General features: G+C 30.9%; 11 protein-coding genes, 2 tRNA genes and 1 rRNA gene. 3 read left to right on the top strand and 11 right to left on the bottom strand.

Going from position 1 to position 14,329, the window contains the following annotated elements; genetic code table 11:
* Positions 1–35: 35 nt before the first annotated feature.
* The 3 genes from AMN73_RS02760 to AMN73_RS02750 all read right to left on the bottom strand — a co-directional run bounded on the left by AMN73_RS02760 (position 36) and on the right by AMN73_RS02750 (position 1,774).
* Positions 36–111, bottom strand: a tRNA-Ala gene (locus tag AMN73_RS02760).
* Positions 112–118: 7 nt separating this feature from the next.
* Positions 119–195 (bottom strand) — tRNA-Ile (locus AMN73_RS02755).
* Positions 196–299: 104 nt separating this feature from the next.
* Positions 300–1,774, bottom strand: a 16S ribosomal RNA gene (locus tag AMN73_RS02750).
* 326 nt (positions 1,775–2,100) lie between these two features.
* Between AMN73_RS02750 and AMN73_RS02745 the strand changes: the two genes are divergently transcribed.
* Entirely contained in the window at positions 2,101–3,402 is a 1,302-nt protein-coding gene (locus AMN73_RS02745) for a M23 family metallopeptidase (RefSeq protein ID WP_075534754.1), read from the top strand.
* Between the two features lie 2 nt (positions 3,403–3,404).
* Here the strand turns inward: AMN73_RS02745 and AMN73_RS02740 are convergent, their stop codons facing one another.
* The 5 genes from AMN73_RS02740 to AMN73_RS02720 are packed head-to-tail and all read right to left on the bottom strand — an operon-like array spanning position 3,405 to position 8,026.
* Complete coding sequence (locus tag AMN73_RS02740) at positions 3,405–3,782, bottom strand: DUF4167 domain-containing protein (RefSeq protein ID WP_075534753.1); 378 nt, start codon at positions 3,780–3,782, stop codon at positions 3,405–3,407.
* Positions 3,783–3,793: 11 nt separating this feature from the next.
* The gene (gene prmC / locus AMN73_RS02735; protein ID WP_075534752.1) at positions 3,794–4,639 is read right to left on the bottom strand and encodes a peptide chain release factor N(5)-glutamine methyltransferase; all 846 of its coding nucleotides are present in this window, start codon (positions 4,637–4,639) and stop codon (positions 3,794–3,796) included.
* Entirely contained in the window at positions 4,639–5,715 is a 1,077-nt protein-coding gene (gene prfA / locus AMN73_RS02730; protein ID WP_075534751.1) for a peptide chain release factor 1, read from the bottom strand. The genes prmC and prfA overlap by 1 nt, the downstream gene beginning before the upstream one ends.
* Positions 5,712–6,815 carry a flavodoxin-dependent (E)-4-hydroxy-3-methylbut-2-enyl-diphosphate synthase gene (ispG, locus tag AMN73_RS02725; RefSeq protein WP_075534750.1) on the bottom strand — a complete coding sequence of 368 codons (1,104 nt, stop codon included), beginning with the start codon at positions 6,813–6,815 and terminating at the stop codon, positions 5,712–5,714. The genes prfA and ispG overlap by 4 nt, the downstream gene beginning before the upstream one ends.
* Positions 6,812–8,026, bottom strand: coding sequence for an aspartate kinase (locus AMN73_RS02720; RefSeq protein ID WP_075534749.1), 1,215 nt, complete (start codon positions 8,024–8,026; stop codon positions 6,812–6,814). The genes ispG and AMN73_RS02720 overlap by 4 nt, the downstream gene beginning before the upstream one ends.
* Before the next feature lie 66 nt (positions 8,027–8,092).
* Between AMN73_RS02720 and ubiG the strand changes: the two genes are divergently transcribed.
* Positions 8,093–8,821, top strand: a complete 729-nt coding sequence (gene ubiG, locus AMN73_RS02715) for a bifunctional 2-polyprenyl-6-hydroxyphenol methylase/3-demethylubiquinol 3-O-methyltransferase UbiG (RefSeq protein WP_075534748.1) — start codon at positions 8,093–8,095, stop codon at positions 8,819–8,821.
* Here the strand turns inward: ubiG and AMN73_RS02710 are convergent.
* Complete coding sequence (locus AMN73_RS02710) at positions 8,818–9,252, bottom strand: DUF1178 family protein (RefSeq protein ID WP_075534747.1); 435 nt, start codon at positions 9,250–9,252, stop codon at positions 8,818–8,820. The genes ubiG and AMN73_RS02710 overlap by 4 nt on opposite strands.
* Positions 9,253–9,290: 38 nt before the next feature.
* Positions 9,291–10,592 (bottom strand): bifunctional glutamate N-acetyltransferase/amino-acid acetyltransferase ArgJ, encoded by a 1,302-nt coding sequence (argJ, locus tag AMN73_RS02705; RefSeq protein WP_075534746.1) that lies wholly within the window; start codon positions 10,590–10,592, stop codon positions 9,291–9,293.
* 69 nt (positions 10,593–10,661) lie between these two features.
* Between argJ and secA the strand changes: the two genes are divergently transcribed.
* A complete protein-coding gene (gene secA, locus AMN73_RS02700) occupies positions 10,662–13,202 on the top strand; it encodes a preprotein translocase subunit SecA (RefSeq protein WP_075534745.1) in 2,541 nt (846 codons plus the stop codon).
* Here the strand turns inward: secA and AMN73_RS02695 are convergent.
* Positions 13,199–14,302, bottom strand: coding sequence for an acetyl-CoA carboxylase carboxyltransferase subunit alpha (locus AMN73_RS02695; RefSeq protein ID WP_075534744.1), 1,104 nt, complete (start codon positions 14,300–14,302; stop codon positions 13,199–13,201). The two genes, secA and AMN73_RS02695, sit on opposite strands and share 4 nt — an antisense overlap.
* Positions 14,303–14,329: the final 27 nt, after the last annotated feature.

The following is a 14,329-nucleotide window of genomic DNA, read 5'->3' as shown; positions in this document are numbered from 1 at the left end:
TAATTTTATTTACAATTTAAATAACTAAGTATTTCTGGTGGAGGATAGCGGGATCGAACCGCTGACCTCCTGAATGCAAATCAGGCGCTCTCCCAGCTGAGCTAATCCCCCAAAAAAATGGTGGGCCGAGAAAGACTCGAACTTTCGACCCCACCCTTATCAAGGGTGTGCTCTAACCAACTGAGCTACCGGCCCTTATTCAGTAAAGAGAAACACTTAAAATTAAGAAGAGAAATGAGGACGGTCAACATTAGCCTGTTAAATATTTAGATCAAAAATAAATTTTTGATCATCCTTAGAAAGGAGGTAATCCAGCCGCAGGTTCCCCTACGGCTACCTTGTTACGACTTCACCCCAGTCGCTGACTATACCGTGGTCAAAGGTTTTAAACTTTGCCTTAAGGTAGAACCAACTCCCATGGTGTGACGGGCGGTGTGTACAAGACCCGGGAACGTATTCACCGCGGCGCGCTGATCCGCGATTACTAGTAATTCCAGCTTCATGCACTCGAGTTGCAGAGTGCAATCCGAACTGAGGCATCTTTTTAGGATTTGCTCAATGTTGCCATCTTGCTTCCTATTGTAAATGCCATTGTAGCACGTGTGTAGCCCAACACGTAAGGGCCATGAGGACTTGACGTCATCCCCACCTTCCTCCAGCTTATCACTGGCAGTTCTTTCAGAGTGCCCAACTAAATGATGGCAACTAAAAGTGAGGGTTGCGCTCGTTGCGGGACTTAACCCAACATCTCACGACACGAGCTGACGACAGCCATGCAGCACCTGTGTTTCGTCCGGCCGAACCGAAAACTTTAATCTCTTAAAGTCGCGACGAACATGTCAAGTGTTGGTAAGGTTCTGCGCGTATCTTCGAATTAAACCACATGCTCCACTACTTGTGCGGGTCCCCGTCAATTCATTTGAGTTTTAACCTTGCGGTCGTACTCCCCAGGCGGTGTGTTTATCGCTTTCGCTGCGACACTGAAAATAAATTTCCAACGTCTAACACACATCGTTTACGGCATGGACTACGAGGGTATCTAATCCTCTTCGCTCCCCATGCTTTCGTTCCTCAGTGTCAGTAATGATCCAGAAAGCTGCCTTCGCAATTGGTATTCTTTCTAATATCTACGAATTTCACCTCTACACTAGAAATTCTGCTTTCCTCTATCATACTCTAGCTAAAAAGTTTTGATGGCAGTTCCAGAGTTAAGCTCTGGGATTTCACCACCAACTTTTTTAACCACCTACGAACTCTTTAAGCCCAGTAATTCCGAACTACGCTAGGTCCCTTCGTATTACCGCGGCTGCTGGCACGAAGTTAGCCGGACCTTCTTATTCGGGTACAGTCATTTTCTTCCCCGACGAAAGAGCTTTACAACCCAAGGGCCTTCTTCACTCACGCGGCATCGCTGCATCAGAGTTTCCTCCATTGTGCAAGATTCCTTACTGCTGCCTCCCGTAGGAGTTTGGGCCGTGTCTCAGTCCCAATGTGGCTGATCATCCTCTCAAATCAGCTATTGATCACAGTCTTGGTAGGCCGTTACCCTACCAACAAACTAATCAAGTGCGGGCTCATCCAATGGCGCATAAAGCTTTCTCCGTAAAGACTTATGAGGTATTAGCACAAGTTTCCTCGTGTTATTCCTCACCAAAGGGAAGATACCCACATGTTACTCACCCGTCTGCCACTAAGTATTGCTACTTCGTTCGACTTGCATGTATAAGGCGTGCCGCCAGCGTACGTTCTGAGCCATGATCAAACTCTCAAGTTTAAAAACGGCGCACACTAGCTTCTATATAAATTCTAAGAATAAAATTTATATAATGTTGAAGTGTGTACGACAAATTTTGGTAACCTTAACCGTCCACACTTCTCTTCTTAAATTTTTTACTTTTTAAATAGCTATTTGAGACTAAAAGCTCAAAAACTTTCACAAAATTAATAAATAATGCTAAATTTACTGAGAAAGTTTGATGCTTATAGGCTAAAATAAAACTAAATCAAGTGGTTAAGAGTAAAAAAAAAATCAAAAAAAGCTTGTAAATTAAGGGTTTTTTTTGGTTTTTTTATATACTAAATTACAAATTGTAAAATCAAATGAAACAACACTTTAGATATGTACAGGATTTTTTAAGGAAAAACCAGGAACTTTCCTTCGTAATACTACTTGTTATTACATCAGTTATATTAACTCAACTTTTTCAGGCATCAAAGAGTCAATCTACTAAAGAATATCTTAAAGTCATTAATAATCTATATTTCCAAAAAACTTTTAAGAATGTTTTAGAAGGATTTGAGCCAAAATATTTAAAAGTTGAGCACAAAATAGCAAATAACGAATCTATAAACAATATTTTAAAAAATTATGGAGTTCCAAAAAAAGAGATAAATAATATTTTGAATAGCTTGCTTGAAAATAAGGTCGCCAACAATATTAAAGTAAATGATATTGTTAATTTAATAATTGATAACTCAAATATGACTATCTCAAAGCTTGGAATTACAATTTCAAAAACAAAAAAGATTGAATTAATAAGAGATTACGAGAAAGATATTTTTAAAAAGAAAGAAATAGTTACTAATTTACAAAAAAAGATAATATTTAAAGAAGGAAGAATTACTCAAAGCTTATATAGAAGTGCGTCAAAACAAAATATACCAGCAAACATAATTGTTGAGTTTGCTAGAATATATGGATTTCAAATTGATTTTCAGCGTGACATAAGAAAAAACGACTCTTTTCAAATTATTTATGAAGTTTATGAAGATGAAAATAAGAAAATTTTTAATACAGGTAAAATTATTTTTGCAGACTTAAATTTACGAAATCAAAGCAATACCTTATACTATTTTGATAAAAAGGGTAACGAGGGACATTACGACTTAAATGGAAAGAGTGCAAAAAAAGCTCTTATGAAAACTCCAATTAATGGAGCAAGACTGTCCTCACCATACGGAATGAGAAAACATCCAATTGATGGTTTTAATAAAATGCACCGTGGAACAGATTTTGCTGCTCCAGAAGGTACGCCTATAATGGCTTCAGGAGATGGTGTAGTAATAAAAGCAAGTTGGTGTGGTGGTGGTGGAAATTGTGTTAAAATAAAACATAACTCATCCTATAGTACAGTTTACGCACATATGTCAAAGTTTTCAAGATTAGCAAAAACTGGTAACAGAGTAAAACAAGGTCAAATTATTGGTTACGTAGGATCAACTGGTAAATCTACAGGACCTCATCTTCATTATGAGGTTATATTTAATGGTAAAAAAATCAATTCACAAACTTTAAAATTGCCTTCAGGAAAAACTCTCAAAGGTAAATCTAGGGAACAGTTCGAAATAAGGAAAATCAAAACTGATGTATTAAAATCAGAATTAATATTAAAACTTAGTTAATTTTATATTATATTTTTGCTGTCTTGATTTTGATCTTTAGCTTCGTTATTTTCAGAAGTTTCAATATTATTATTTGGTTTTTGCTCTTCGTTAGTATTTTTAGTGAAATTTCTATCTTTGTCGTTAGATATTCTTAAAAAGTGGTCAGCATGTTGAAAGTAATTTTCTGAGAGAATTTTATCCCCGTTAGATAGCGCCTCTCTAGCCAGATCATTATATTTATCAATTAGCTTATTCGCGTTTTGATTATTTCTACCAGGAGATTTTCTTTGAAAATTTTGGCCTTCTATAAAAGAAGAGTTTTGACCATTTCTTTTAAAATTTTTTTCCCCATTAGATCTAAATCGCGATCTCTTGTTATTATTTCTAAACGATCTCATTTAAATTGTAGTTATAACTTTGTACATATTATGCATCTGTCATTGCCGCTATAATCTAGAACAGTTTTATTTAAAAAAAAATTTTTTTTTTTTAGTATTCTTAGCATTTCAATTTTTTGATCAAATCCTATTTCTAGAACCAATTTTCCACCTTTTTTTAATAGTATTGATGACATTTTAATTATTTTGTTGAAAACATTAAAACCGTCTAATCCACCTTCTAAAGCTTGGATTGGCTCATATCCCAATATATCTTTTTCCAAATATTTTAAACTTAAACTGTTAATATATGGAGGATTGGATACTATTAAATCATATTTACCTTTAAAAAAATTGTCAACAGAAGTTTTATAAAATTTTATCCTATGACTTAATTGATGCATTTTTGCATTATATTTTGCAATATTTATAGCTTTTTTTGATATGTCTATAGCTGTGCCATTGAACCTTAGCCTATCCTTAAGTAGAGAAATAATTATACATCCAGAACCCGTTCCTATATCTAAAACGGATAAATTTCGGTCTTTATGGTAAAGTTTTAATATCTCCTCAATTAATATTTCTGTATCTGGTCTAGGTATCAATACATTTTTATCAATATAAAAACTATTCTTCCAAAATTCTTTATGATTTAAAATATATGCTAGTGGCTCTTTTTTTTTACGTCTATTAAGTAAAACTTTAAACTTTTGTAAAAGTTCATTATTTAAAGTTTCCGTATGATTTAAAAACATATATTCTCTATTTTTATTTAAAACCTTGCTCAACAGTAATTCTGAATCAATTTGGTAAGAATTGATATGATTTTCTTTAAGAAAACTACTACCCATATTTAAAATACTTTGAATATTATTCATTATTTAACTAAACCTACTAGTTTATCTTCCTGGTCTTGTAAATTTAGACTATCAATTAATTCATCAAATATTTCACCTTCTAAAAATTCTTCTAATTTATGTAAAGTCATATTTATTCTATGATCTGTCACTCTTCCTTGGGGGAAATTATAAGTTCTTATTCTCTCCGATCTATCTCCTGATCCAATTTTAGTTTTTCTGTCCATTGATCTTTCATTATCTTTTTTTTCTCTCTCATGTTCGTATATTCTAGATCTTAAAATTTTAAGTCCCTTTTCTTTGTTTCTTATTTGAGATTTCTCATCTTGTTGACTGACGACAATTCCTGTTGGAATATGAGTAATTCTAACAGCGGAGTCAGTTGTATTTACACTTTGCCCGCCGGGACCGCTACTTCTAAAAACATCTATACGTAAATCTTTATCCTCAATTTTTACATCAATTTCCTCGGCCTCGGGTAATACTGCTACTGTAGCAGCAGATGTATGAACCCTTCCTTGTGTTTCTGTATCGGGAACTCGTTGTACCCTATGAACACCGCTCTCATATTTGAGAGTTGAATAAATATTTACCCCCTTAATTGATGCAATAACTTCTTTTAGACCTCCGGCATCACTTTTGGAAATACTTATTATTTCTAATTGCCATTTTTTTTTATTACAGATTTTTTCATACATTTTAAAAAGATCTGCAGCAAATAAACTCGCCTCAAGACCTCCTGTACCCGCTCTAATTTCAATTATTGCGTTCTTTTTATCAGCTTCATCTTTTGGTAAGAGGAAAAGTTTCAATTTTTTTTCAACTTTTTCACTTTTAGAAATTAGTGTAGACAATTCTGATTTAGCTAATTCTTTCATATCATCATCACTTGAGCTATCATTAATGATCTTTTCTAATTCATTTTTCTCGTCTTGAAATGAATTATAAAATTTTGCTTCATCTATAATACTACTTAGATCTGAATATTCTTTTGACATTTCAGCAAATTTTTTTTTATCAATGTCAGCAGAGGATAAATCTACTTCTAGCTTAGCATGTTTATCAAGAATATCTTTTACTTTATCAAGAGGTATCATTTAGCTTTTTTTTGGATTTCGCTAGCCTTCTTTTCAACTTGTTCAACAACTTTAGAAATGATTTCATTGTTATGTAATTTCTTTGTTTGAATTCCATTTAAATAAAGCATGTTACTGTCTTTTCCTCCACCTGTAATTCCAATATCTGTTTGTGATGCCTCTCCAGGTCCATTAACTACACATCCAATTATAGATAGAGTAATAGGTTCTTTAATGTGCGAGAGTTTATTTTCAAGTATTTTTACTGTTTCAATTACCTCAAATCCTTGTCTTGCACAAGATGGACAAGATATAATTTTAACACCTCTATTTCTTAAACCTATTGATTTTAAAATTTCATTTCCAATTTTAACCTCCTCAACTGGATCATCTGATAATGATACTCTGATGGTATCGCCAATACCGTCCATCAATAAATTTCCAAGTCCTATTGATGATTTAATGCTCCCAGGCAAGTAACTTCCTGCCTCTGTAATGCCAAGGTGAAGTGGGTATGTAGTTTGTTGAGATAAAAGTCTATAAGATTTCACTGACAAAAAAACATCAGAGGATTTCACGCTAATTTTAAAATTTTGAAAATCTAAATCCTCTAAAATTTTTATATTTCTTAATGCACTTTCAACTAAGGCTTCTGGGCATGGCTCTTTGTACTTTTCAAGAATATCTTTTTCTAAGGAACCAGCATTGACCCCAATTCTTATTGAACAATTATTATTTTTTGCTGCTTCTATGACTTCTTTTATTTTTTTTTTATCTCCAATGTTGCCAGGATTAATTCTTAAGCAGTTAGCTCCGTTCTCCGCTGCTTCTATAGCCCTTTTATAATGAAAGTGAATATCTGCCACTAAAGGGATGTCTATATGTTTAACAATTTCTTTAAGAGCATTTGTTGAGTTCTCATCCGGACAAGAAACTCTAACTATATCTGCGCCTGCTTCAGAAATTTGATGGATTTGTTTTATAGTTTTATTTACATCAGTAGTTAAAGTATTTGTCATAGACTGAACACTAATAGGGTTATTACCACCAACTTTTACAGGGCCAACATTTATAACTTTGGTTTTATTCCTTTTTATGTCTCTAAATGGTCTAATGCTCATTTTTCTAATTCAAATTCTTTATGAAGAGCTTTGACAGCTTTTTTAATATGTTGTTTATCTATCAAAACAGAAATTTTTATTTCCGAGGTTGAAATGACTTGAATATTTATATTTTGTTTAGAAAGAGCTTTAAACATTCTATATGTTACACCAGGAGTAGTAATCATTCCAACCCCAATAATTGAAATTTTTGAAACATTTCTTTTGATAAGTATTTTTTGAAATTTTATTTTTTTGTTATTTCTTAAAAGTTTTTCAGTCTTTTTAATATCTTCATTTTTAATTGTGAATGTTAAGTCAGTCTGTCTTCCATCTGCTGAAACATTTTGTACAACCATATCAACATTTATTGCATTCATTGATAATGGTTCAAAAATAGATGCTGCAACACCTGGTTTATCTACAACTCCTATTAAAGTAATTTTTGTATCATTTTTTGTGAATGAAACCCCTGTAATAATTCTATTAGCGGAAATATTTTTTTTTTTGGTAATTAATGTGCCGGGTTTACTTTTAAACGATGATTTAACCTCAATATTTATTCTATTCAATCTTGCATCTTGGATTGAGGCAGGCTGCATAACTTTAGCTCCTAAGGATGCCATCTCTAACATTTCTTCGTAAGATATTTTATCAATTTTTTTTACTTTTTTAAACGTATTCGGGTCTGTTGTATAAACTCCCTCAACATCAGTAAAAATAATACATTTTTCTGCATTAAAAAATTTTGCTAGCATAATTGCACTTGCGTCAGACCCTCCTCTTTCTAAAGTGGTAATTCTCTCAGCAGAGTTTATTCCTTGAAAACCGGTTATCACAGGTATTCCACCACTTTTGAGGTATTTAATAATTTTATTTTTAAATATTTTGGTAATTCTAGATTTTTTGTGATCGCCTTCAGTAATGATTGGGACTTGCCATCCAAGCCATGATCTTGAATTGTACCCAATATGATTTAATCTTCCTGAAATAAGCGCACAAGATATTTGTTCACCAGATGAAACAAGAACATCATACTCCGACGCATTAAAATTTTTGCTTATTTTTTGTGACTTTCTAACTAGATCATTTGTCACACCGCTCATAGCCGATGATACAACAATCACTTTATATTTTTTTTTTGTGTATCTCTGAATAATGGAGACGGCTTTTTTAATCCTCTCTATTGATCCAACTGATGTTCCACCGAATTTTAAAACTATAATTTTCATTGATTTATTTCTTAATATTTTAAATTATATTGATAAAATACATCTTGATTGTAATGTCAATAATCAATGAAAAGTAGCACAATTAACAAAAAAGAAATAGATAAATTCTCAAAAATTGCAGAGGATTGGTGGAACCCAGAGGGAAAATTTAAACCACTTCATCAATTTAATCCAGAGAGAATAAAATATATAAAGGATAATACTATTAAACATTTTAATTTAACTAACAAAGATAAACCTTTTAAAAATTTAAATATTTTAGATATCGGATGTGGTGGTGGTTTGTTATCAGAGCCAATGTCAAGATTGGGAGGTAATGTAACTGGTATTGATGCTTCAGAAAAAAATATAATTTCAGCTAAAATTCATGCAAAACAGAATAATTTAAATATAAGTTATTTTTGTAGTTCACCTGAAAATTTTAAATCAAATAAAAAATTCGATTTAGTTTTAAACATGGAAATTGTTGAGCATGTAGAGGATGTAAATTTTTTTATCAAAAAAAGCTCAGAACTTTTAAAAAAAAATGGTCTAATGTTTGTTGCAACGCTAAATAGAACTCTTAAATCATATATTCTAGCAATAATTGGTGCAGAGTATATTTTGCGTTGGTTGCCAATTGGAACACATGAATGGAATAAATTTTTAACTCCGGAGGAACTTACAAATTTTGGACGAAAAAATTCACTTTTAGTTCAAAAAATTGATGGGATGGTATTTAATCCACTTTCCAATAGATGGAAAGTATCTCGGGATTGTGCGGTAAATTATATTATTAAATTTAAAAAGAACTAATTTTCTTTATCTTTAATCCATGGAATAGTTTGTGTCTCTATTCCCTCTTCATTAAGACTTTTTATTTCCTCATTTGAAGCTTTTCCATATATGCCTTTTGCTTTATTTTTTTTTGTATCATAATGGATTGATCTGGCCTCATAAGAAAAATTATCACCAACGTACTCAAAATTATTTTTAATGAATTTTTGATATTCTTTCAATTTTCCCTTTAAAATTTGTAGTTTTTTTTCTTGAGAATTGTTTTTCTTAAAAATATTACCATCCTTAATAACTTTAGGTGACATTAATGATTTTTTTATTTTTTTGGAATTACAAGAATTACAATTTATCAATTTTAATTTTTTTAATTTATCGAATTCTTTAGAAGAGCTAAACCAACTGTCAAATTTACTTTTGCAATGTTCACATTCTAATCTGTATTTAATCATAGAAAATAGTTAATTACCTTTTAAGATATTTCAAGAGCCTAGCTTCTGTAATCTGCATTTATCTCAATATATTTTTTAGTTAAATCCATTGTATAAACAGTAAAACTTTTTGAACCCATATTTAAATTAATTTTAAAATCTATTTTTTCGTTCCTCATGTAACGTTTTGCATCTTCCTCTGAATAATTTTCAAGAAGCTGACCCTTGTCAACAATTTTTATATCACCAAAATTAATATTAAGTTTATTTAAATTTATAGATACTTTTGATTTACCGATTGCCATTATAATTCTTCCCCAGTTAGGATCTTCTCCTGCAACAGCTGTTTTTACAAGTGGAGAGTTTGCAATTGAGAAAGCAATTTTTTTTGCATCTTTTTCATCTTTTGCTTTATTTACGCTTATAGTAATAAATTTTGATGCGCCTTCACCATCAGCTGCAACTCTTTTTGCTAAATTCAGTAAAACATTATGAAAACTTTTTTCAAAGATTTTTGCTCTTTCGTCTCTAATATTCTTGATGATTAAATTATTTGCTGCTCCAGTTGCAAATACTGAAACCATATCGTTAGTACTAGTATCACCATCACAACTTATTGCATTAAAAGTGGTTTCAATATTTTTTGAGAGTAATTTTTTAAGAACTTTCTGTGAAATTTTTGCATCTGTAAAAACATATCCTAGAGTCGTTGCCATGTTTGGATAAATCATACCCGAACCTTTTGCTACACCGTAAATTTTAATAGAGGTATTTCCAATTTTACATTCTTCCATTGCTAATTTAGGAACAAGGTCTGTTGTCATAATTCCTAAAGCAGCTTTAGTCCAAATATATTTATTTTGGTTATATTTAATTTTTTCTACAATATCTGAAATACTGTTTTTTATTTTTTCTGTTGGAAAAGTTTCACCTATGGTACCCGTGCACCCAAACATTATATCTTTTGCTTTTATTTTTTCTGGTTTTTCCTCATCTAATTTTTGCTTTGTGTTTAATTGATTTGAGAGCTCTTCAGCAATTTTTTTTAGGCCTTCATATCCTGCTTTCCCAGTAAATGCATTTGCATTTCTCGTATTAACCAATAAAGCCATAACTTTTTTATTTCCTATAGATTTATTCCATTTGATATTTTCTGACACAATAGTTGACTTTGTATAAACCGATGCGTAGTTTGCCCCATTTCTAAAATAAAATAAAACTAAATCATCTCTTGAAGGATTATAAAGCTTGGCATCAGTGATTGATAGCGCTAGACCATTTAGATGATCAAGATCCTGAAAATCGCTTAATTTAGTATTTTTACTTTCAGATCTAAATAAGTTGTTAAAATTTAATACCATAAGGTTTAAAATAATTATTTTCTTCCTATATTATTAATTATAATTAAATTATACATCAAAATATACTAAATGCTTAACCCTTTAAAAATATTATCAAAATTCATTAAATCACATAATCAAAAGCAATTAGATAAACTGCAAGTCATTCTAGATAAAGTCAACAATCTTGAAAATGAAATATCTAAAATTAATGATACTGATTTTCCGAAAAGAACACAAAAGCTAAAGGAAAGTTTGGCAAATGATCCAAATATTGACAATATATTACCTGAAGCATTTGCCTTAGTGAGAGAAGCATCAAAAAGGACTAGGGGAGAAAGACATTTTGATGTCCAGATTATGGGTGGTATTGTACTGCATCAATCTGGAATTTCTGAAATGAGAACCGGAGAGGGTAAAACAATTACAATTGTACTTGCGGCCTATCTTAATTCGCTTCAAAGAAAAGGTGTTCATATAGTTACAGTTAATGATTATCTTGCAAAAAGAGATTGTTCAGAAATGAACAAAATTTACAATTTTTTGGGTATCAATGCTGGTTTCATCTCAAATGAACAAAGCGATGATGAAAGAAAACATAATTATTCACAAGATATTACATATGCAACAAATAGTGAATTAGGCTTTGATTACTTGAGAGATAATATGAAATTTTCTAAAGAAGACTTGGTCCAGAGAGGGCATAAATTTGCAATTGTAGATGAGATAGATTCTTGTTTGATTGACGAAGCGAGAACACCTCTAGTAATTTCAGGAGCAGCTGAGGATAAAACAGGTCAATATTTAGCAATTGATAAACTAATTAAAAGATTAGTAGAGCAAGATTATGAAATAGATGAAAAAGATAAAAACGTTTTTTTAACTAATTCTGGAATTTCAAATGTTGAAAAAATTTTAAATGAGGCAAATATTTTAAAAAATAATAATTTTTATGATCCAGCAAATTTGTCATTAGTCCATCATGTAAATCAAGCGCTTAAGGCAAACCATTTATATAAGAAGGGTAAAGATTACATCATTCAAGATGGCTTAATTAAAATAATAGATGAGTTAACTGGAAGAATATTGGAAGGGAGAAGATATGGAGATGGTCTTCACCAGGCACTTGAGGCTAAAGAAAAAGTAGATATCCAAAATGAAAATCAAACTCTTGCATCAATTACTTATCAAAATTATTTTAAGCTTTATGAAAAGTTGTCTGGTTGTACTGGAACCGCACTGACGGAAGCAGAGGAATTTTTGGAAATCTATAATCTTTCTGTAACAGTAATTCCAACAAATAAAAAAATGATAAGAAAAGATTGGAATGACCAAATATTCAGAACTGAAAAAGAAAAAAACATTGCAATTATAAAAAAAATAAGTGAGTGCTATAAAATAGGTCAACCTACTCTAGTTTTTACCTCTAGTGTAAATAAATCCGAGCAATATTCTTCTTTACTAAATAAAGAAAAAATACCTCACGTTGTTTTAAATGCAAAAAATCACGAAAAAGAAGCTGAGATTATTGCTAATGCAGGAAAATTAAACTCCGTAATAATAACTACAAGTATTTCAGGACGAGGTGTTGATATTCAACTTGGTGGAAAAAAAGAAGATCTCAAAGGTGAAAAATTATTATCCGAGAAAAATAAAATTAAATCCTTAGGCGGATTATTTGTAATTGGAACTGAAAGAATGGAGTCTAGAAGAGTTGATAATCAGGCAAGAGGAAGATCTGGCAGACAGGGAGACGAAGGAAATTCAATTTTCTTTGTAAGTCTTGACGATGATTTAATGAGAATATTTGGATCAGAGTCCATGAACACTATGTTAGAAAAATTAGGTCTTAAAGATGGAGAAAGTATAGATCATCCATGGATAAACAAAGCTCTTGAAAGAGCACAACAAAAAGTAGAGGCAAGAAATTTTGATATGAGAAAAACGCTTCTTAAATTTGATAATGTGCTTAATGACCAAAGGCATGTGATTTTTAGTCAAAGAAACAACATTATAAATACAAATGAAATATTTAATTACTCAGAAACATTTTTAGACGAAACTATAGACCAACTTATCTCTGAAAAAAATTTATCTATAAATCCAAAGAAAAGCAAAGATTTTATCACAAGAGTCAAAACACTTGTGGGAAAAAGCTTTAATGATGAAGAGATTAAAAATTTAAGTGAAGTTAAAAATGATGAATTTAAAGATAAATTAAAAAACAAATTTTTAGAAAAAAGAAGTGAAAGATTAAAAAAGTTAGGTGATGATCAGTCAAAGGAAATAGAAAAAAGAATATTCTTACAAACTATAGATGCTAATTGGAAACTGCATATTCAATATCTAGAACAACTTAGACAAGTTATTGGATTAAGATCTTATGGACAAAGAGATCCTCTTGTTGAATATAAAAAAGAAGCATTTAGCCTTTTTGAAAATTTATTGAGTAAGTTAAAATTTGATCTAATTACAATTCTTTTAAATTTAACAATAATAGAAAGAACAGAAGAACCAACACAAAATAAAAACAAAATTAATCCGAAATATGTTGGAAAAAAAATGAGTAGAAATGAACCTTGTTATTGTGGATCAGGCAAAAAATACAAACATTGTTGTGGAAGGTTTTAAATAAATATAATACCCAAAAAAAGTATAGATAAAATTACTAAACCTAAAAATATTAATTGCTTTTTTTTTAACTTATTAACAAAATTCAAAAAACTATTATTCTCCAATGAAAGACTTGTTTTAGAGCTAGAAGTTGAGGTAAATCCTTTATTTCTTCCAATGGATAAAAATTTTTCTTTTCTCTTATTAAAAACTTCTTCTCTAGATAATCCAGAGAATTCTAATAAACTTTTTTCTATACTTTTTCTTACGTTTTCTAATATAAAGTTTTTGTCTCTATGAGCTCCACCCAAAGGCTCCTCTATGATTTCATCTATTACCTTCAAATCTAATAGATCTTTAGAGGATAACTTCATTGCTGTAGCTGCTTCGAGAGTTTTTTTTGGGTCTCTCCATAAAATTGTTGCACATCCCTCGGGAGATATAACAGAATAAATAGCATTCTCTAACATTATTACTTTACTTGATGACGCTAACGCTATTGCACCACCAGAACCTCCTTCCCCAATTATAATTGATATGGTTGGAACTTTTATATCCATACTGCACTCAATTGATTTCGCAATTGCCTCCGCTTGTCCTCTTTCCTCAGCACCAACACCGGGATAAGCTCCTGGCGTATCAACAAAAATAATTATTGGAATATTAAATTTGTCTGCTAACTTCATTAATCTTATAGACTTTCTATATCCCTCTGGTCTCATCATTCCAAAATTATGCTCTATTCTACTCTCAAGATCTTCCCCTTTTTCTTGACCTATTATTAATACAGATTGATTATTAAATTTTGCAAAACCAGTTATTACTGATTTATCATCGCTATAATATCTATCACCAGACAAAGAAATAAAATCTTCAAATAAATTATCTATAAAAAATTTTGACTTTGGTCTGTCCTCATGTCTTGCAACTTGAGTCTTTTGCCAAGGATTTAAATTTGAATAAATATCTCTCAATTTTTCATCTATTTCAGTCTGTAATTTTGAAATTTTATCTGTTTCTACCTCTGATAAACCCGTATTGTTATATGGATCTTTAAGCTCATCAAGCTCTTTTTCTAAGTCTTTTATGTCTAGTTCAAAATTTAGATAATTTTTCATATATTTAGTCTTTATAAACTAAAAATA

The sequence above is a fragment of the Candidatus Pelagibacter communis genome (assembly GCF_001179965.1).
Classification (GTDB): Bacteria; Pseudomonadota; Alphaproteobacteria; order Pelagibacterales; family Pelagibacteraceae; genus Pelagibacter.
Note: the sequence above shows the minus strand (reverse complement) of the source record. Positions and strands in the feature narration are given on the sequence as shown.